21 protein-coding genes are annotated in these 18,087 nt (G+C 61.2%); 2 read left to right on the forward strand and 19 right to left on the reverse strand.

Annotated elements, in window-relative coordinates:
• Window positions 1-2: 2 nt before the first annotated feature.
• The 16 genes from ACR0BT_RS04320 to ACR0BT_RS04395 form a co-directional block, all read right to left on the reverse strand.
• Complete coding sequence (locus ACR0BT_RS04320) at window positions 3-3,983, reverse strand: baseplate multidomain protein megatron (RefSeq protein WP_480762594.1); 3,981 nt, start codon at window positions 3,981-3,983, stop codon at window positions 3-5.
• Window positions 3,983-4,423 carry an NlpC/P60 family protein gene (locus ACR0BT_RS04325; protein ID WP_170396502.1) on the reverse strand — a complete coding sequence of 147 codons (441 nt, stop codon included), beginning with the start codon at window positions 4,421-4,423 and terminating at the stop codon, window positions 3,983-3,985. Before ACR0BT_RS04325 ends, ACR0BT_RS04320 begins: the two co-directional genes overlap by 1 nt.
• The gene (locus ACR0BT_RS04330; RefSeq protein ID WP_480735902.1) at window positions 4,423-5,307 is read right to left on the reverse strand and encodes a DUF2163 domain-containing protein; all 885 of its coding nucleotides are present in this window, start codon (window positions 5,305-5,307) and stop codon (window positions 4,423-4,425) included. The genes ACR0BT_RS04325 and ACR0BT_RS04330 overlap by 1 nt, the downstream gene beginning before the upstream one ends.
• Entirely contained in the window at window positions 5,307-5,939 is a 633-nt protein-coding gene (locus ACR0BT_RS04335) for a phage distal tail protein, Rcc01695 family (RefSeq protein ID WP_480759195.1), read from the reverse strand. Before ACR0BT_RS04335 ends, ACR0BT_RS04330 begins: the two co-directional genes overlap by 1 nt.
• Before the next feature lie 12 nt (window positions 5,940-5,951).
• Window positions 5,952-6,614, reverse strand: coding sequence for a phage tail tape measure protein (locus ACR0BT_RS04340; RefSeq protein WP_480762595.1), 663 nt, complete (start codon window positions 6,612-6,614; stop codon window positions 5,952-5,954).
• Window positions 6,601-6,810, reverse strand: a complete 210-nt coding sequence (locus tag ACR0BT_RS04345) for a rcc01693 family protein (RefSeq protein WP_480762596.1) — start codon at window positions 6,808-6,810, stop codon at window positions 6,601-6,603. The genes ACR0BT_RS04340 and ACR0BT_RS04345 overlap by 14 nt, the downstream gene beginning before the upstream one ends.
• A complete protein-coding gene (locus ACR0BT_RS04350; RefSeq protein WP_480762597.1) occupies window positions 6,807-7,121 on the reverse strand; it encodes a gene transfer agent family protein in 315 nt (104 codons plus the stop codon). The genes ACR0BT_RS04345 and ACR0BT_RS04350 overlap by 4 nt, the downstream gene beginning before the upstream one ends.
• A complete protein-coding gene (locus tag ACR0BT_RS04355; protein ID WP_170374021.1) occupies window positions 7,121-7,534 on the reverse strand; it encodes a phage major tail protein, TP901-1 family in 414 nt (137 codons plus the stop codon). Before ACR0BT_RS04355 ends, ACR0BT_RS04350 begins: the two co-directional genes overlap by 1 nt.
• A gap of 20 nt (window positions 7,535-7,554) precedes the next feature.
• The gene (locus tag ACR0BT_RS04360; RefSeq protein ID WP_480752840.1) at window positions 7,555-7,968 is read right to left on the reverse strand and encodes a DUF3168 domain-containing protein; all 414 of its coding nucleotides are present in this window, start codon (window positions 7,966-7,968) and stop codon (window positions 7,555-7,557) included.
• On the reverse strand, window positions 7,965-8,303 hold the full coding sequence (locus ACR0BT_RS04365) for a phage head closure protein (protein WP_170598035.1): 339 nt from the start codon (window positions 8,301-8,303) through the stop codon (window positions 7,965-7,967). The genes ACR0BT_RS04360 and ACR0BT_RS04365 overlap by 4 nt, the downstream gene beginning before the upstream one ends.
• Complete coding sequence (locus ACR0BT_RS04370) at window positions 8,300-8,899, reverse strand: head-tail connector protein (protein ID WP_480762598.1); 600 nt, start codon at window positions 8,897-8,899, stop codon at window positions 8,300-8,302. Before ACR0BT_RS04370 ends, ACR0BT_RS04365 begins: the two co-directional genes overlap by 4 nt.
• 172 nt (window positions 8,900-9,071) lie before the next feature.
• Complete coding sequence (locus ACR0BT_RS04375; RefSeq protein WP_480762599.1) at window positions 9,072-10,250, reverse strand: phage major capsid protein; 1,179 nt, start codon at window positions 10,248-10,250, stop codon at window positions 9,072-9,074.
• A gap of 34 nt (window positions 10,251-10,284) precedes the next feature.
• Window positions 10,285-10,830, reverse strand: coding sequence for an HK97 family phage prohead protease (locus ACR0BT_RS04380; RefSeq protein WP_480762600.1), 546 nt, complete (start codon window positions 10,828-10,830; stop codon window positions 10,285-10,287).
• Between the two features lie 26 nt (window positions 10,831-10,856).
• Window positions 10,857-11,075: a GTA head formation protein, RCAP_rcc01685 family gene (locus ACR0BT_RS04385; RefSeq protein ID WP_170635229.1), complete on the reverse strand. Its 219-nt coding sequence runs from the start codon at window positions 11,073-11,075 to the stop codon at window positions 10,857-10,859.
• Window positions 11,068-12,228, reverse strand: a complete 1,161-nt coding sequence (locus tag ACR0BT_RS04390) for a phage portal protein (RefSeq protein WP_480762601.1) — start codon at window positions 12,226-12,228, stop codon at window positions 11,068-11,070. Before ACR0BT_RS04390 ends, ACR0BT_RS04385 begins: the two co-directional genes overlap by 8 nt.
• A 287-nt stretch (window positions 12,229-12,515) precedes the next feature.
• Window positions 12,516-12,962, reverse strand: a complete 447-nt coding sequence (locus tag ACR0BT_RS04395; RefSeq protein WP_480613233.1) for a hypothetical protein — start codon at window positions 12,960-12,962, stop codon at window positions 12,516-12,518.
• 457 nt (window positions 12,963-13,419) lie between these two features.
• Here ACR0BT_RS04395 and ACR0BT_RS04400 point away from each other — a divergent pair, with 457 nt between their 5' ends.
• Window positions 13,420-13,674, forward strand: a complete 255-nt coding sequence (locus ACR0BT_RS04400) for a hypothetical protein (RefSeq protein WP_170422230.1) — start codon at window positions 13,420-13,422, stop codon at window positions 13,672-13,674.
• A gap of 73 nt (window positions 13,675-13,747) precedes the next feature.
• Here the strand turns inward: ACR0BT_RS04400 and ACR0BT_RS04405 are convergent, their stop codons facing one another.
• The 3 genes from ACR0BT_RS04405 to ACR0BT_RS04415 all read right to left on the reverse strand — a co-directional run bounded on the left by ACR0BT_RS04405 (window position 13,748) and on the right by ACR0BT_RS04415 (window position 16,439).
• Window positions 13,748-15,118 carry a DNA-packaging protein gene (locus tag ACR0BT_RS04405; protein WP_480762602.1) on the reverse strand — a complete coding sequence of 457 codons (1,371 nt, stop codon included), beginning with the start codon at window positions 15,116-15,118 and terminating at the stop codon, window positions 13,748-13,750.
• Window positions 15,027-15,371, reverse strand: coding sequence for a hypothetical protein (locus ACR0BT_RS04410; protein WP_039536221.1), 345 nt, complete (start codon window positions 15,369-15,371; stop codon window positions 15,027-15,029). The genes ACR0BT_RS04405 and ACR0BT_RS04410 overlap by 92 nt, the downstream gene beginning before the upstream one ends.
• A gap of 180 nt (window positions 15,372-15,551) precedes the next feature.
• On the reverse strand, window positions 15,552-16,439 hold the full coding sequence (locus ACR0BT_RS04415; protein ID WP_170565911.1) for a DMT family transporter: 888 nt from the start codon (window positions 16,437-16,439) through the stop codon (window positions 15,552-15,554).
• Window positions 16,440-16,764: 325 nt separating this feature from the next.
• On the opposite strand from ACR0BT_RS04415, the gene ACR0BT_RS04420 reads away from it, so the two are divergent.
• On the forward strand, window positions 16,765-18,024 hold the full coding sequence (locus ACR0BT_RS04420; RefSeq protein WP_480762603.1) for a DEAD/DEAH box helicase: 1,260 nt from the start codon (window positions 16,765-16,767) through the stop codon (window positions 18,022-18,024).
• The last annotated feature ends 63 nt before the right edge of the window (window positions 18,025-18,087 follow it).

The raw sequence follows: 18,087 nt of genomic DNA on the forward strand, positions 1-18,087 counted from the left end.
GGCTAGCAGACCGAAAGGCGCGCAAACGCCCCGGGTCCGTAGGTAGCCGAAACCTGCGCGACTGCGATATCGTAGGGTCCGGCCAGCCCGTCATCGGCTTTCATCGCGGCAGAATACTGCCAAACCGGATCACTGGTGACAGTTTCGCGCAACAAAGCACCCTCAGTGAAGACGCGGATCAGATAGGATTCGCTTTCTTCGCCCAGAGGCACATCCAATGCGCTCCAGTCATCGCCGTCAATCCGGGTGCGGCGCACCCACGAGATCTTGTCCCCGGTAGCCGACGCAGAAGCCTGCAAATGCACTGGCGCATAAGGCCTCAGCCCATTGCCATCGAAAGCTTCAACCAGATGCACATATGCCGGGTCCTCGTACCCGCGCGTTGCAGGGCCGATACGGTAATGCTTGGCCACGCGGCGTTCGGTGCGCAGCAATCCGGTCTGATAAACACGTTCATCCAGTAGGACAAAGGTAGACGCTTCAGGCCATACATTCGGCATCAGGGCATCCGTACCCAGCTGACCACGCAAGCGGCCTGACAAATTGTAAACGCCAGTCTCCTGCAAGATCGCATCCGAGAACTGGAACACTTCCCAATTGCCCGGTGTTCCGTCACCGATGGCAGCCAGATTGGCACCACTCAGCAACGCCGAGCGGGGACGAGACTCCAACACGCCATCGATCAAGTTGACACGCAACGCGGCCCCTTCGTCCCAGATCCCAGCGCCTGCGCGTCGCAGGGGTGTTTCGGTGAAGCCAATCACCGCCTGCCCCGCGATCACTTGATGCAAGGTATAGTCCTCATCCTGTGCAGCCGAATAGACAGCCACGTTACCGGGCCACGGCTCGGCCGAGATTGCCAGATAGGGCGCGTGCGGCGCTTCCGACCCGGTGATCAATGGCAGGTCCAGGAACACCGGCAGAACTGGCACCGGAGCGATGAACGGCTTGGCCGCCGCCACATCATCCAGCACATCAGAAGGCGTATAAACTTCGGGTTCGATACGTACCGCATCCGCCAACTGCATCTCGGCCTGTTCCAACCGGTCGATCCGATAAAGGGCTCCGTCCCCGGCATCCGGCAGACGCACCACATCCCCGGCCCCGACATTCAACAGCGATGGCGGCAGAGCAAAGCGCGCCGTCTCTCTCGAAATGCGAGATTCGCTCAGCCAGCGCTCGACCGTTTGCCGCCCCTCAGCGCGGGTCATTGACAGGGGCATTTCGTTGACCGCAACCGCATGAGTTCTGTCGTCCGGCAAAACAGCCTCTTCCGCGACCACATCGTGATCTGCATCCGACTGGACGAACCGCAGACGCACACGCCCGGTCATCTCGGCCTCAGCCTCGCGGCGATGTTCCACTGGCCCGTCGATATCCGCGCTGATGGCGATCTGCTCGGGGTCGATGTCAACGGCCCGACGCCCGTCGCGGGTTTTAAACTTCAGCACCCCGTCCCGCTCGATCGCGTCGAACCCATAGCGCAGCATCAGCGGCTGCAAGGCCTGCCGAGCATTCATTACGTCCTCAACCGCGTAACCGCGTACCACGCCGTAGAGCTCGGACACATCAATCGCCGTCACCCCTGCCTCGTGGCAGATTTCTGTCACGACCGAGGCCAGAGTCCGCGACCCGGATCGCCCGTTCAGCCAATGCCCACGTGCATAGTTATCGCCGTCCGACCACTGCGACCGCAGGTTCGGGAAAGTCGGGAACGGACGCGCATCCCAAGCCCAGACAAAGGCGTTCGACAGGTCCACCATCGGGCCGTCATAGATATCTGAAACCGGGTTGATCTCAGCATCACCCCAATAGCCAAGGACGGCCCGAAGGTACTGAACCATGATAAAATCATCCCGTACTCCATTGGAATAGCGCGGCAAATTCGATTCAGACGACTTTGGGTCCAAGAATTTGTTCGGCTGGTTCGTGCCCTTGTCGATGGCCGCGCAGCCCAGTTCGGTGAACCAGATTGGCTTGGACCCCGGAACCCAACCCGTGGGTGTTTGCTGCCGCACGCCCCCGATCCGCTCATGATGTCGGTTCGCCCACCAGTTGCGCAGGTCCTTGTACCGCCAGACCCACGGCTCGCCATGATCGTCATCAGTGATCGGGCTTCGGATCTGCGCTTCGGCTTCCTCCGGTGAGGCATAGTACCAATCATACCCCTCGCCGCCTTCGATATTGCCGCGCAGATAGTCCAGATCGTAGATCGACCCATTCGACACCTCAGCGTCCAGATGCGAGGCCCTATCCCGCCAGTCGGACAGCGGCATATAGTTGTCGATGCCGACAAAATCTATGTTCTCATCGGCCCAAAGCGGGTCGAGGTGGAAATACCGGTCTCCGGTGCCGTCTTGCGGCTGATACCCGAAATACTCGGTCCAGTCTGCGGCATAGCCGATCTTAGTTTCCGGCCCCAATATCGCGCGCACTTCCGCGGCCAGAGACCGCAGCCCCGCAACTGCAGCGAAGCCAGACGCGCCGCGGATTTGCGTTAGCCCGCGCATCTCGGACCCTATGCAGAAGGACTCCACACCGCCCGCCGCCTTGCACAGGGCCGCATAGTGCAGAATGAACCGCCGTAATCCCCATTCACTTGGGCCGCGATAGGTCACTTTGCTGCCGCTGGTCGAGAAATGTGACGCGCGCGCCGTACCAAAGAACGCCGCCACCTGCGCATCCGCATCGGCAGTTTGATCCGGCGAGCCTGGCCGCCCCGGAGCAACATCCAAAGTGATCCGCCCACGCCAGGGTAAATGAGGTTGATCCGGCGCATCGGACCACGGATCAGGCAGGCCGTTGCCCTCTGATTGCTCCATCAAAATAAACGGATAAAACATAACCCGTTTGCCCGAGCTCTTCAGGTGCCGGATCGCCTGCACTACGGCCGCATCAGCCGGTGTGCCGCCATAAACCGGACGCCCATCCTGCCATTTCACCTGCCCCGCCGCAGTTCGGGACACACCTGAAACACTCCAGGGCATGTTTGCGCCCTCGATATTCTTGCGTTCAACCTTGGGGCGGATCTGGCATTCTCCGCAGCGCAAATCATCGCCGAACCACGACACGATCAACGAAGCCGCCTCGCAGCCCGGCAATTCCTGGCCGAGCGCCCGCGTCGAGGTCACCAGATCGGACTTGCCCGATGGTGAATTGACATTCGCCGCCCAACTGCGCCCCCGGCCCTTGGTGTAATTAACCTGAGATGAAGCCAGTGCGTATTCACCCGTACCCGGCATCAAGGCCACCCCCTTGATGATCCGAGACAGCGCGTCCTCGGCATCCGGCATCTCGTCTTGTTCCTGCCGCACCACCTCGAACGAGAATTGCGGCACGCGGTTGCCAAAGGGGCCCAGCGCCAGATCTTCGATCACCACATAAGCCGTGCCGCGATAGGCGGGCACCGTGCCTGCCCCTTCGACCGCTTCAATCAGCGGGTCGGGCAATTGCTCGTGATCGCCGCGATATATCCGCATGTTCAGCGTTCGGCGCTCGACCTCTTCACCATCGGCCCAGACACGCGTGATATCCGCAACCTGTCCCGCGCCCACCGCAATCGCCAGAGACACCGAATAGCTGTAGCTATGCGTGGTTGTCGTTGTCGTCACTTCAACGGGCTTGGGTTTCCCCTTGCCTCCACCGCCACCGCCTGATGTTTGCGTCGTCGTCGAGGTCGATCGGGTTTCCAGAAAGTCCGAGGCCCAGATGACCTGTCCTCCAACTCGCATCCGGCCGTAGACCGTCGCGACGGTCGCACCCTCACCGGTTTCGGTGAGACGGAAACGATCCAGACGCCCGGTCTCGACCACCTCGCTACCGCCACCCATTACGGATTGGCTGGCCATCAGCCGGCTGTCGATCACCCGCCCAAGCGTCGCCCCGACCGCGCGGCCAATCACCGCCGTGGACAGACCCGCAACCGAGCCCCCGATCGAACCACCTATTGCCGCACCTGCAGCAGACAGAACTATTGTGGCCATCAGAAATCCTCCAGCGGGAATTCGAAACAAGCGACCACGCGGCGACGCCAAGGCTCGCTCAGCGTGTTTTCAACAACACCATGCCCGGTATAGGCGTGGATGAATCGCATCGGGTCTTGGGCGCTGACGATGCCCAGATGCTTTGCCACTGCCGCATCCCGCATCCGAAACAGCAATACATCCCCCGGGGCCAAATCATCGGGCGATTTCTCGACTAGATGGCGACGGGCTGCGGCCCACATGCGTTCCTCACCCTGCGGCTCGGACCAATCCATGCTGTAGACCGGCACCGCCTCAGGCTCATGCCCCATCACCGCGCGCCAAACGCCCCGCAATAGGCCGAGACAATCGGCGCCTGCACCCCGAACAGAGGCCTGATGAACATAAGGTGTGCCCAGCCATCCGCGCGCTTCGTCCACGATATCTTGTTTTGTCCGCATCATCGCCTGCTTCCCCCTTTGTGTTGACTACTGCGCTTGGGTACGGCCATGACCCAATCCTCGTGTGGCAGGTCAGGGAAGCCCTGAAAATTCAGCATGTTGTTGAACTTCAGTCGGCAAGTGGTCATGCGCTTGTCACACCCGGCGATCAGCTGGACCCGGTCCCCAACCGCCAGCCCGCCGCCAATCGCCGACCACAGCGTGACATCGCGGCCATCTCTGACCTGTTCGTCCAGCTTGATCGAGGCCCACAGGCCCTGCGCAGCCCCGTCCAGCACATCCAGCCTGCCGCGTTCAAACCAACCCGCATCAGAACTCTCCGCGCCCTGCAAACGCAAAGCCGCGCCGTCCAGCGCGACAATTTCAGCCTCAGCGCGATAACCCGGCGTCTCCAGGGCAAAGCGGCACGCCTTATCCCCCAACACAGCCGTACAGGGCTTCTGATAAATCCGCCCTAAAGGCCGGTTCAGCAGATCGGTCAACCCGCGCAATTCCGCATGAAACGCCCCGCCAGCGCGACGCAACTCGCCAATCGAACCACGAAACTGCAGCATCCGCTGCTCAGGATCGGCCCAATTGACCAGCCAAGCCCGCACCTCGGCCCCATCAAAGCGCCCCGCCTCGATATCCTCTTCCCGGACCGAGGCATCAGACAGCGCGCCCATCGCCTCGGTATTATCGATCGACAGGCCGGTTGCCTGCTCGATCGCCGCAGCGGTCAGACCGGTGCTGGCTTTGAACACCAGCCCGTCAAAGCGCAACTCCATATCGTGATCCGTGAAACCATAGGCCTGTGCGTCGCTGCGCGTGATTGCCCAGCAACGACAGGTGGTGGTCAGCCCGCTTTGCAAATGCGCCTGCAGCGCCTGTTTGTCCCCGCTCATCAGACCCGCACCTCGACCACCGGTACGTTCGGGACGTCACCGGCCTGAAAGCTGGCCACGCTGGTCTGGATCTTGTCGGTGTCGAACCGTACCGGAACGTCGAACTCAAACCCGGCTGTAATCTCGACCTGCTCAGGCGGCGGGGCCGAGAACATCACGCGTCCGGTCGCCAAATCGACTTCAAAGTCCACGCCTTCGCGTTGCGCGTCCTGATCCAGCCCCAGCGTCACGGTCCCCAGTACCGGCTTCAAAATCGGCCTTACATAACTGAATCCACCCGAGCTGTAGCTCTTGATCAGCTGAAAATCGGTCGTCTCGCCATCCCCGCGCGCAATCACCTGATCGCCCTTGTCGACCTCAGCCGTCGCCGCGCCCGATTTGAAATCCGACCAGTCCTTCCAGCGGAATCCAAACATCTGGCCTTGCCGCGCCTCGAAGAAGGAAATCAATGTCTCGATATCGTCTAGCGACCGCATCCCCAACCCGGCATCATAGCGCCTGCGCGAATGCGCCCAGGGCGTGTTGCGTTCTTCGAACCCGTTGGCCAGCGTCACGATATCCGTGCGCCGTTCCGGCCCACCGACCGAGCCAAAGCTCAGGCTGGCGGGAAATCTCACCTCGTGGAAATTCATCGCCTGCTCCCCTTATCTGTTGCGATTGCCGCGGCCCAATGCGCGGCTCATCTGCGCCGCAATCTGCCCCTGAGAGCGGCGGAACCCCTGCACGTCCGGTGTTGAGATATTCATCACCACGTTGACCGCTCGCCCGCCGCCCTGTGACCGCACACCCAGCTTGCCATCGGCCCCGCGCGCCAGTGGCATGATCGCCTCGGGACCCGCCTCACCCATCAACCCGGTGCCGCCTCGCATCGGAAACATCGTCGGGCTGCTAACAACCCCACCATTGGCAAACGGCATCACACGGCCCTGAGAAAAACTGCCTCCATCCGCAAAGGGCAGTATCCCCTGCACCAAGCCACCAACCCCGTTGGCCAGCATGCCGCCAAAATGATCCGTCACAGGTTTGATGGCCGCCGAATAGGCCGTGCGGATCATCGAGTTCTTCAGCACATCCAGCGCCCCCGACAGGTTCATCCCATCCAGCACCACGCCATCAAAAGCCTTGCGCAACCCGCCCGACATGCCACGCTCCAGCGTGGCCACATCTTTTCCAGTCTCTTCAAACGCAGCCCTGATCCGCCGCATCTGACCATCAAACGCTGATGCCATTGTCGCGGCGTCGCCCAACGCATCGCCCAGCGCCTCTCCCCGCTCCTGCAGGTCGTCAAAACCATCACGATCCGTCATCACGCTCTCCTTGTGTCTTGTCCGGATAGGCCGCCAGCAAGGCATCCAGGCCCGCCCGGTTCATCGAAGGCATTCCCGCGCCTTGCCCCAGCATCAGCCGCAGCTCGGCCGGGGTCAGATGCCAGAACTGATCCGGCGTCAGACGCAGGCCGAGGAACCCGGCCCGCATCAATACGGGCCAGTCGAACCCGCTCACTCGGGCACCATGAAGGCCCGCGCCAGCAACTCAGCCGCTGCCTTGGCCCCCGCCATCGGCCCGCCCGCAATCTCGGCATGCATCAGATCCTCGCGTGAGACCTGCGCACCGCCGCCCCGCAACCCGGCGACAAGCAGCGCCAGCACATCCCCGCTGGAATAAGCCCCGCCTTCAAACCGCTGCACCAGCTCGACCAGAGACCCGGCCTGCAGCTCCTGTTCCAGTTCCGCCAAAGCACCCAATGTCAGCTTGAGCACCCGCTGCTCCCCATCGATGGCCAGCGCCACCTCGCCCGTCCACGGATTGGCCATCAGAGCGCCGTAAAGCTCAGCGCACCGGCGCTTGCCATGCTCATCTCATAGGTCGCCTCACCGTTATGCGAGCCCGCATATTCGATGCTGCTGACCTGAAACGGGCCTTCGACTATGCCAAAATCAGGGATGATCACCTGAAACCCAGGCGTCTCGCCATCAAAGAACAGCTGACGCGCCCGCTCATCAGTACCTTCATCCTTGAACACGCCCGAGCCCGAGATCGAGGCCGATTTGACCCCCGCCCCCGACAGCAGCTCACGCCACCCGCCCTGGCTTTCCAGGCTGGTGACATCCACGCTTTCCGCATTGAAACTGATCCGCGTGGCGCGCAGGCCCGCGATGGTTTCAAACAGGCCGGTGCCGTTCATATCCACTTTGACCAACAGGTCTTTTCCGTTCTGGGCAGCCATATGCTCTCTCCGTTATTTGCTTAGTCGTCTTCCACGCGGGCGCGGAATCTCAGATCGATCTGGCGGATCGCGCCGCCGGTTCCCGTGCGTCGGGCGCTAGCGCGTTCGAACCACAGCCCCACCAGATGGCCCCGGTCCAAGCTCAGCGCCGCACCTTCCAGCGCGTCACACACCGCGCCCGCCAATGTCTTGGCCGCACTGAAGCCCGCCGCCTCGGACACCACCGACACCGTGAAGCGATGCACCGCACCCGCGCCCGACCGGTCCGAGGCGTCCCGCACCTCCTCCGGCCCGAGCGTCACATAGGTCTGAGGCAGCACTCCCGATGGCACCGCGTCATAGATCGCACCGCCTGACAGGGCGCTTACCTGCACATCCCCCAATAGCTGTTGAAACACCGCCGCCTGCAACGCGGCTGCAACGCCATAGCTCATGCCGCCACCTCTTCATCTGCGAAACAGGTCAGGTACTGGCCGCGCCCATCACGCTCGGCCACCGCGCGGATGACAAACCGGCGCGTCCCTTCTGCAAACCGCTGATCCGGCGCAGGCCGCATGGATGATCCCTCAGGTGCGCCCCGGACTACGATCCGATAGCCAACCCGCGACACCGAGGCGCCACCGACCGCGCGTTCCGCCCCGCTACGTGCCGTCACCTCGGCCCAAAGCGAACCCAGCGCAGTCCAGGTCTCGGTATACCCCCCCGCGCCGTCCGCGCTGCGCACCGGAGCCTCCAGCACCAGCTTGCGGTTCAATCGCGGCGCGCTCATTGAGTCACCCCCGCGCCGAAGCGCACCGTGCGATAGCGCTGGATCAAACTTGTCACGCCAAAGGGCATGCACCCCGCGCCCAGCGCCGTCTCATCGCGGTATTCGTAGTAATGCGCCGCCAGCAGCAGCACCGCCTGCCCAAGGTCAGCGGGCAGCCCGCCCCAATCCGTGGTCATCCCGACAGTGAAGGCAATCTTCACCGAGCCGCCGGTCTGCACCCTTGGCAAGCAAGTGCCAACCGGACGCAACCGAGGGCGCTGCATGTCGCGCTCCAAACGGTAAGCTTCGGCATCCACAACCATGTCGGTCCCCGCCGCATCCGTCAGCGTGATCGCAGCAACCGAGACCACCGGGGCCACCGGCAGCACTTCACCTGCTGGATCGCGCCAACCGTTCAGGCTCCACGAGAAATCCCGTTCGATCAGCACCTTACCGGTGCGCGCCTCAATCGCCGCAATGGCCGCACGCAGAAAGCCATTCAACACCTCGTCCTGCACATTGCCCTCGGCAAACCCCGTGCCCAGCCGCAGATGCGCCTTGAACTGATCCACCGGCAGCGCCGCATCCGCGATGGCGGTTTCTTCGATCAACATCATCCATTCACTCCGCAATCTCGGACCCCTCCGGGGCCGTATCCTTGGAAAATGACGGGCACGCGCCGCCCCACGTTGCTCGGACGGAGGGGAGCAGCTAGACAACGCGGGGGATCTCACCCCGGCCCGCGCCCGCCGCCCGAGGGGCCTTGCAGCCCCCCGGATCCGCCACCGCTTAGGCGATGCCGAATTTCAGCAACTTGATTGCAGCAAAATCGCTTACGTCGCCGCCCACGCGCTTGGTCGCGTAGAACAGGACATGCGGCTTGGCGCTGAAGGGGTCGCGCAGCACGCGCAGATCGGGACGTTCGGCTATGGTATAGCCCGACTGGAAGTCACCGAAGGCAATCGAATAGCTGTCGGTCGCCGCATCCGGCATGTCCTCGGCAATCAGCACCGGATAGCCCATCAGACGCGCAGGCTCACCAGCGGCCAGGCCATCCGACCAAAGGAAGCGGCCATCGCTGTCCTTCAGCTTGCGGATCAGACCCGCGGTTTTCGAGTTCATCACGAAAGTGCCGTTCACCCGGTACTGCGCGCCCAGCGCGTAGACCACGTCCACAATCGCATCGGCATCGACGCCACCATCAATGCCCGACGCGACATAACCCAGGCTATCCCAGCCCCAGCTGCCGTTTTCCATCGTGCGGTGGGTCAGGATACCCTTGGGCTTGTCCACACCATCACCATTGATGAACGCCGCCGCCTCGGCCCGTGCGAACTTGTCGGCGATGCGACCGGCCAGCCAGCCTTCGACGTCAAACGCACTGTCATCCAACAGACGCTGCGACGCCTTGGGCAGCGCGCTCAGCTCGTGCAGCGGGATCGAAATCCGATCAATCGATGGGGCCGAGGTCTCAGCCGTGGCCGAGTTCTCATCCGCCCAACCCGCGCCCACATCGGTGTGGTCGATCAGCACATCGAACGAGTTCGCCTCGACATTCACAACTGACGCAATCGAACGGATCGAAGCGGTCGAATTCAACACCGACTTGATCATCTCAGCCGTCTGCGGATCGACCAGATAGCCACCGTCGCTGTTCACCGCCGTCGAAAGCGACTTGGCCTCGATCTCCAGCCCGCGCAGCCCATCATCTTCGCCCGAACGCACATAGGCGTCGAATGCCTTCTGATGCGGGGCGCCTTCTTCGATCGATGCCGCAAGGTGCGGACGCGCCGCGATGGTTGATTTACGATCCAGCATGGTCAGTCGCTCTTCTGTCTGTTGCAGTTGGGTTTTAACTTCGGCCTTGAGGCCCTTGAATTCATTCACGAAGCCAGCCATCGCCTGCTTCACCTCCTGAACCAGGGGCGCACCCTCTCCGGTCAAGGCCGGGGTCACGGTCTTGCTCATCAGCACTTCCTTTTTGGGTGGGTATTGAGGCGCGCTAGGTCCGCGCCAGCTCCTGCCGGGCGTCGTTGAACACCTCGGCAATACTGCGCCAGGTGTTTTCAACGTCAGGCTCAACGCCCTTCGCCGCCACCCGCGCACTGGGCAGCATCGGGAAAGTCACCAGCGACACCTCCCATAGCTCCAGTTCGGTCAGGACCCGCTGGCCCTTGTCATTCTTCACGGCCCGTTTGGTGCGATAACCAATCGACAGGCCATCCATAGCGCCCGCCCGGATCAACTCGGCCGCCTCACGGCCCTTTTGCGTGGCCTCCAGCAGACGCCCTTTGACCCACAGGCCCTTGTCGTCTTCGCGCACCTCATCCCAGACGCCGATTGGCTGCGCCGGATCGTGCTGCCACAGCATCTTGACCCGCTGACCCGCCTTTGCCAGCCCCTCCAGCGAGCCCGTATACGCCCCGCGCTGCACCACATCGCTGCCCTGATCGACCTGCTCAAACAGGCTGGCATACCCTTCGATCACCGCATCCTCGGACACCGACAACCCGTCGCCAAACCGAGCGAATTTATGTTCTAAATCCATGAACTTCTCCATGTAACCCACTGACATTACGGCGCTACCACCAGTAACGACTGAAACGCCTGCGCCAAAATCACCGCCGCCACGCCGTAAACCGTCAGCCACAACCGCTTCTCCAGCCGCTCCATCATCTCTTCGATCTGATCCAACCGCCGACACAGGTGGGCGTGCTGGATCTCGGCCACCCGCTCATGCGCGGCCAGACGCAGGCCCGGCGCGCAGTCGAACGGAGGATACCCGTCACCCATCGCCACGCTCCGGCAGCCCCAGCAACGCGCGTTTCTCGGCATCCGTCAGGAAATCCGCCCCGTTGACCCGCGCCCATTGCGCATCCCGTTCCGCCGACAGCGCCGGCACCTGATCCAGATCAGGCTTCAGCATCAGATCCTCACCGATAAAGCCCGCCAGCCATTCTGACACCGCCGCCGCCACCCGCGTCACCAGGGGCAGCACGGTCAGGCGATAAAACGCCCGGTTGGCCTCCTGATAGTTCGAATAGGTCGCATCGCCCTGGATCCCCAGCAGCATCGGCGGGACCCCAAAGGCCAGCGCGATCTCGCGGGCGGCGGCTTCCTTGGTCTTTTGAAACTCCATATCGGACGGAGAGAACCCCATCGGCTTCCAATCCAGCCCCCCTTCCAGGACCATCGGACGGCCAGCATTGCGCGCCCCGCGATAGTTCTGCTCGATCTCATCGGACAGACGCCGGAACTGATCCTCGGCCATCACCCCATGGCCATCGCCCTTCCACACCAGCGCCCCCGAAGGTCGCGCCGCGTTATCCAGCAGCGATTTCGACCACCGCGACGCGCTGTTGTGCACATCAATCGCCATCGCCGCCGCTTGCATGGGTGAGAACCCATAATGGTCATCCTGAGGGTGGAACGACTTGATATGACAGATGTTTTCCGCCGCAAACCGGTGTTTTTTGCCACCAACCGCGTAATCATACGCCTTGGGCCAGCCATCCGCCCCCGGCACCACGCTCATCCGGTCCGACCGCAACACATGCAGCTCAACCGGCAGCCCCTCGTCAGCCTGAACCGCCTCGACATACGCATTGCCCGACAGCAACAACTGCCCAAACAAGGCTTCCATCAACTCCGCCCGCCCCTGCGCCGCATTTGGACGGCGCATCAGCGTCAGGATCGGATGAACATCAAACCGTTGCGCTTGATCCTGCAACACCAAAGGCAACGCCGCCGCCGCCTCGGCAATCAGCTTGACCGAGCGAAACCCCACCGGGTTCCCAGAAAACCCCGTCCGCGTCAGCGACACCGCATCCCTGGGGCTCCACGCCACGCGCCCGCCCGTCTGCCACGCCACCACAGGCCCCGCCGCGCTTGCCTTCGCCTCAGGTGCCTCGCCAGCCGATCCACGACGCAAGAAATCGAATACCATCTGTGCTCCTTTCTGCCGCCGCTCTGCCCGGCTTGTTGAAAGGAGTTATGAGGGAAAGAAGTTTAAGCCTTGGGAATGGGGCGTTCGGGGGGTGGGCAACGGGTCAGCGACCATTCTCCGACTGCCATCAGACAACAAGACAATTAATCGGCAGCTCCGGACTTTCGAAGTTTACGATCTGCACTGCCCACGCCTCGAAAACAAACATGACCGACATGTGATGTCCACGACATTTTGGCTAAATCACTAGGGTGGGTATCGATCCCAAAGAGCAATTGTTGCAGCTTTCATACGTCTGCTGCGTGCTTATTTACAAACTCTTTTACGACGTTTGAGTAATCAATATTGAGAATGTCCAAATTGCGGATAGCTGATTGAATGAGCCACTTTGACTCATCCTCCACCTCAAAGAACAACTCAGCACTATTCCCAGATGCAACACTATCCATATGCTTGATGCTGTTTTTGGGGCGCACAAGTAATTTTCTGAGCTCTTTTTCACTCAACTTCTTCCAGCCGAGTTGCTCCACGCCCACTTTTTGGATGACGTTCAAACGATTAACTGCTTCAGTCATTTGGTCCACATCGCCATTTGCACGAATAAGCTTGCCAAGAAGCTCCTCTGCCACTCCGGCCAAATTCATTGCGGCGAAATATCTTTGACGCAACTCTCTTTCTTCAATAGCTGCTTCTAAGTACTCGAGAGCTATGTTTAATTTGGGGTATTTGCTCAAATGCCTTCTCCATACTCTCAAGTAGTATCGGCTGGTATTGGCATGAATTGAAACTTCAAACCAGTGTCGCAATTTGATCGTTGGTCTGCGGTTAGCACGCCGGTTTGACCTATTGTTCTTTTCCGTTGGTCTGGAAACAGGCCTGCTAAAGGCTAAGCATTGTCGTAGAGCCACTAGCTTCGAAATACGCGTTTTAATCACAAACTTCGCACCCGACGCCGACCATACGCTCCCGCAGGCACCACAATCAATTCATGCGGCGCCCATACCAACGCATCTATTCTGTCGGGCGAGCCCTGGCCCTGACTCCAGCTTGGACTATTACAATAGCCGCGGCGCGCTCAACGTCCGACCAAATTCCTTTGCAATCGCCGCCAAGTTCTTGTGATTTCATGCCACGGCAATTGTCTGCGTTTCACATGCCCCCACGTGTGCTTCAAATTGAAGAGGCCACCCGATGACTGAAAACGAACCTGCACCGTCCGGACACTCCGATACGAACAATAACTGGACCAAGGAACCTACTGCTGCCGACAAACACGTCTACGAGGTGTTTGCCTCCAACGTAGTCGTTCTTGTGCAGCTACTTGATGACTACAAAACCATGATGTCGCCGGATGTCCACGCAAGGCTATTTTCTTCGCTGCTGACGTTGTCCCGGTTGCTCGGCGAATACGAGGACAGTTGGAATCAAGAGTACCCAACGTCCTGAACCTGAATGCGCTCAGCGAAAGATCAGTCCTTTAGGCGAAATATGATTGTCTGTAGAGCAATCCTCAAAGTACTCACAAACTCCGCACCCTGGGCCGCCGATATGCCCCTGCAGGCCCCACAACCAACTCATGCAGCGCCCAGACCAGCGCGTCGACCCTGTCGGGTGAGCCCTGCCCTTCGAACCCGCGCGCGGTCATCTGGCACATCTGCTCCTCCAGCGAGTCCAACCCGGCCAAATGGGCCACACGCCCCTGATCGTATAGCGCCGCTACAGGCTCGGCCCGCGCGACCTTGCCGCGTGACGCCCGCACCGCGCGATAAGGCACCAGCGGGTCCACCTGCCGCACGACCTCTTCCACCAGTTGCCCGCCCTGATTGACCTCGGCCACCAGCCGTTCGGCCCCGAACTCATCCATCGCGTCAATCGCCGCCTGCGCCCAGCCAGCCGGGCCAACGCCCTGCACCGTCCTGTCAGCCAGTACATAGGCCCGCCAGTCCTCGGGTGGCCCCTGTAGCTGAGCACCAACGACCACGATCCCGCAGGCATCCGCATCCGACCCCGCCGTCACCGCCGGGTCCAGCGCCACGACAACCCGGTCCAATGCGGGCACCTGCGCACAGCGCGCCGCCTCCAGCATCGAGCCGGTCCACAGCGCCCCTTCGGCATCCGACAGCAACACACCGTCCAACTCCTGCCGCCCCAGCCGCGTACCTGCATAACGCGCGCGCACCTCGTCCAAGAAGGACTCTGCCAGATTCGCCCGGTTCGCCTCGGTCGGCGCATGGGTCTGCACGGTCGACGGCGACGCCAGCAAATCCTTCAAAACCTTCACATTGCGCGGCGTCGTCGTCACACAGACCCGCGGCCGTTCCCCCAGCCGCAGCGCAAATTGCAACATATCCCAGGTCTCGCCCGCCTTCTTCCACTTGGCCAGCTCATCCACCCAGGCCGCATCAAACTGCGGCCCCCTCAGCCCCTCGGGATCATGCGCCGAAAACGCCTGCGCCTCAGCTCCGTTAGGCCAAACCAGCTTGCGTTCGGACGCCTTCCAAACAGGCCGCCGATCCGGCGGTGAACACTGCAATATCCCGCTATCCCCAAAGATCATCACATCGCGCACCTGATCAAATGTCTCACCGACCAGAGCCACACGACACGCCTGCCCCCGATCCAGAGGCAATGACCCCTCGACCACCGACCGCACCCACTCGGCCCCCGCCCGCGTCTTACCGGCCCCGCGCCCGCCCATGATCACCCACGACCGCCAGTCGCCCTCGGGCGGCAACTGATGCGGCAGCGCCCAGAACTCGAACAGGAAAGGGAGGGCACACAGCCCCCCCTCCCCGATCTCACTCAGAAATCTGTCCTGCACCGCAGCAGGCGCGGAGGCGAGCCAGCCTGCACCCGATCTCAGATCGTGCCCGATCAAGGTCGAGCGCATAGCCCCCTTGGGCAATTCCGGCTTGTCTGTGATGTTGTTCGACAAAGCTTGTCTCCACTTTCTGGCAACTGCGGATCAGCCCCTCTAGCTGACCCAGTTGCTTGCCTGTTCCGGCAAGGTCTGCATCCTCCCCGGCACCGATCTGTTTTCGCAGTTCTTCCGCCGCTTGGCGCAGATCGCGAATGGATCGCTCAAGCGACTGCAATAAATCAGCCGTCTGAGAAATCCGCTCTTCCGGGGTAATCAAAGTCATGTTTGCCTGTGACCTCATGCGTGAGTTTTTCCGCACGAGAGAAACGAAAAACGACCGCCGGGTCGCCCCGGGGCCGTTGCCCACCTCTTCTAGCATGACATAATTCGTACCAAGAAAAGCGCGCAAAGTCAATGCGTTACGCAACGCAAATGCAACACCCGGCGTCCGATCCGTTAACGATCAGCCCCGCATGACCTCAAGAAACGCAGCGCTTACGATCAACGCCGCACCCAATGCTTCTCTCATCCCAAACGGCTCGCCCGAGAAGACCGCCGCCGAGATCAGGCCCACCACAACTTCGCTCATCAGCAGTAGACCAACGCGTGCCGGGGTAAGCTTGGTTGCGGGCCAAATCGTCAGAAAAAACATCGGCAAGGTGTACAGGACTGACAGCAACGCGACCGGGCCGATACGTATAACCATCTCGCCGACTGCCTCTGATGACGCCAAACCGCCGCCGAATGGAACGCTCAGCAGAGACAACACCAAAGCGCCTGAAACAAAGGCAAAAACCTGCCCCGGAACAGAGATACCGGACGTCCGATAAAGCCCCAGCGATCCCATCGCCCAAGTGATCCCCGAGATCAGGGCCAGCCAGTCTCCAGTATTGCGCGGCCAGGGAAACCCCTGTTCTCCGCCAAGCACGATGAACATGCCACCCAGACCGCAGAGCAAGCCCAGCACGCGCGCCGGGCCAAGACGCTCACCCAGAAACACCATTCCAAGGATCGTTCCCCAGACCGGTGTCAGATAGAACAGCAGGATTGACCGGACGACATCTGTGTAAACCAGACTGATGGTAAACAAGCTGAACGCAGCACCGGTGAACATCCCGCTCAAGATCAGCCCGCGCCAGTCTTTCAAAAGCGCTTGCCGTTCGCGCATCAGGAAAGGCGTCAGTACGATCAACGCCGAGGTGTACATCACAATACCGGGCCATGGGCCATCCAGTCCTTGGTCGACAAAGTAGCGAACCGGAATCCAGTACAGCCCCCACATCATCCCGCCGATGACAAGGGCGACGCTGGCGGTCCTCAAATCCGCTCCGTGTAAAGCTCTGAATGTCATGACCCGACTCATAAAACCTTCCGAACCGTATCTGGCAAACGCGCAACCCGCGCAAGCTTATGGCCGACACGGCGCTTGACAATCGCGACCGCAAGGCGCATGTGCCCCTCAAACAGCGCTACCGCGTGAGCACGTGGGCGACACCGCCCCCAACAGCGCCCGATTCACCCATAGTTCCCCATCACGCAGGGTTCTTGACGCGACAACCAGATGCTGCAGGGAACGCCTGCACGTCCTGAGGTTTCGCACAACCCCTGCCGGTCGCGGATGCGGCCCATCACGACTTGCCCGTGGGCCATTGCCTCGGGCTGTAAAGGATAGTTATTTGTTCGACTTCGATATGCTGGGCCTTGCGCCCGCTCTAAATGATGCGCTCAAACGCGCCAACTTCACTCAACCGACCCCGATCCAGAACCAGGCGATCCCGCTGGCCCTGAATGGTCACGATATCCTTGGCCTCGCCCAGACCGGTACAGGTAAGACATTGGCCTTTGGCCTGCCGCTGATCGACCATCTGCTGGCCCAGCCCGGCAAGCCCGATCCCAAAACCGCCAAGGCGCTGATCCTCGCGCCCACCCGCGAGTTGGTCAACCAGATCGCCGACAGCCTTCGCAACTTGACCAAGAAAACCAAGATCCGCGTCGCGACCGTGGTTGGTGGTCAGTCGATCAACAAGCAGATCATGTTTCTGGCGCGCGGCACCGACATTCTTGTCGCCACCCCCGGTCGCCTGATCGACCTGATGGATCGCGGTGCGGTTAATCTGGGTTCAGTCAAGCACCTTGTGCTGGACGAGGCTGACCAGATGCTCGATATGGGCTTCATCCATGCCCTGCGTCGGATCGCGCCGGAACTGGGCACGCCGCGCCAAACCATGCTGTTCTCAGCCACCATGCCGAAGCAAATGGAAGAGCTCAGCCGTGCCTATTTGACCAACCCGCAACGGGTGCAGGTCTCGCCCCCTGGCAAAGCAGCCGACAAGATCACACAGTCGATCCACTTTGTCGAAAAGCCTGCAAAACCCGCCAAACTGCGCGAGATCCTCGCGGCTGACATGGACGCGCTGACGTTGGTCTTTTCTCGTACCAAACACGGAGCGGAAAAGCTGATGAAGGGGCTTGTCGCCGATGGCTACAATGCAGCCTCGATCCACGGCAACAAAAGTCAGGGCCAGCGCGACCGCGCAATCAAGGCGTTCCGCGCCGGTGAGGTCAATGTTCTGGTCGCTACCGACGTCGCCGCGCGCGGCATCGATATTCCGGGCGTGGCCTATGTGATCAACTACGACCTGCCCGAGGTACCGGACAACTATGTCCACCGCATCGGCCGCACCGCTCGCGCAGGCCGCGAGGGCGAGGCCATTGCCTTCTGCTCGGCGGAAGAGGTCGACCTGCTGCGTCAGATTCAAAAGCTGATGAAGATCGAAATCCCGGTCGCCAGCGGTGAGATGCCTGAAGCAATCTCACCAAAGAAAACCCCGCGCCGCCCAAGCAACCGCCGTCGCGGCCCGAAACCTCAGCACTCTGGTGCGCCCAAACCGGGCGGTCAGAAACGCCGCCGACCGCGTCGCGCGAAAGCGGCCTGAATAAGAAACGGCCCGGTCGATTGACCGGGCCGTTGCTTTGTCGGGGTCAGAGATTCGTGTTGT

The sequence above is a fragment of the Ruegeria sp. CJ6 genome (genome assembly GCF_056536665.1).

Bases quoted from the DNA above. Each gene is read 5' to 3' on its own strand.
- ACR0BT_RS04320 (WP_480762594.1), bottom strand. From the start codon at position 3,983: ATGGCCACAATAGTTCTGTCTGCTGCAGGTGCGGCAATAGGTGGTTCG.
- ACR0BT_RS04325 (WP_170396502.1), bottom strand. From the start codon at position 4,423: ATGCGGACAAAACAAGATATCGTGGACGAAGCGCGCGGATGGCTGGGC.
- ACR0BT_RS04330 (WP_480735902.1), bottom strand. From the start codon at position 5,307: ATGAGCGGGGACAAACAGGCGCTGCAGGCGCATTTGCAAAGCGGGCTG.
- ACR0BT_RS04335 (WP_480759195.1), bottom strand. From the start codon at position 5,939: ATGAATTTCCACGAGGTGAGATTTCCCGCCAGCCTGAGCTTTGGCTCG.
- ACR0BT_RS04340 (WP_480762595.1), bottom strand. From the start codon at position 6,614: ATGACGGATCGTGATGGTTTTGACGACCTGCAGGAGCGGGGAGAGGCG.
- ACR0BT_RS04350 (WP_480762597.1), bottom strand. From the start codon at position 7,121: ATGGCCAATCCGTGGACGGGCGAGGTGGCGCTGGCCATCGATGGGGAG.
- ACR0BT_RS04355 (WP_170374021.1), bottom strand. From the start codon at position 7,534: ATGGCTGCCCAGAACGGAAAAGACCTGTTGGTCAAAGTGGATATGAAC.
- ACR0BT_RS04360 (WP_480752840.1), bottom strand. From the start codon at position 7,968: ATGAGCTATGGCGTTGCAGCCGCGTTGCAGGCGGCGGTGTTTCAACAG.
- ACR0BT_RS04365 (WP_170598035.1), bottom strand. From the start codon at position 8,303: ATGAGCGCGCCGCGATTGAACCGCAAGCTGGTGCTGGAGGCTCCGGTG.
- ACR0BT_RS04370 (WP_480762598.1), bottom strand. From the start codon at position 8,899: ATGATGTTGATCGAAGAAACCGCCATCGCGGATGCGGCGCTGCCGGTG.
- ACR0BT_RS04375 (WP_480762599.1), bottom strand. From the start codon at position 10,250: ATGAGCAAGACCGTGACCCCGGCCTTGACCGGAGAGGGTGCGCCCCTG.
- ACR0BT_RS04380 (WP_480762600.1), bottom strand. From the start codon at position 10,830: ATGGATTTAGAACATAAATTCGCTCGGTTTGGCGACGGGTTGTCGGTG.
- ACR0BT_RS04385 (WP_170635229.1), bottom strand. From the start codon at position 11,075: ATGGGTGACGGGTATCCTCCGTTCGACTGCGCGCCGGGCCTGCGTCTG.
- ACR0BT_RS04390 (WP_480762601.1), bottom strand. From the start codon at position 12,228: ATGGTATTCGATTTCTTGCGTCGTGGATCGGCTGGCGAGGCACCTGAG.
- ACR0BT_RS04400 (WP_170422230.1), top strand. From the start codon at position 13,420: ATGACTGAAAACGAACCTGCACCGTCCGGACACTCCGATACGAACAAT.
- ACR0BT_RS04405 (WP_480762602.1), bottom strand. From the start codon at position 15,118: ATGCGCTCGACCTTGATCGGGCACGATCTGAGATCGGGTGCAGGCTGG.
- ACR0BT_RS04410 (WP_039536221.1), bottom strand. From the start codon at position 15,371: ATGACTTTGATTACCCCGGAAGAGCGGATTTCTCAGACGGCTGATTTA.
- ACR0BT_RS04415 (WP_170565911.1), bottom strand. From the start codon at position 16,439: ATGACATTCAGAGCTTTACACGGAGCGGATTTGAGGACCGCCAGCGTC.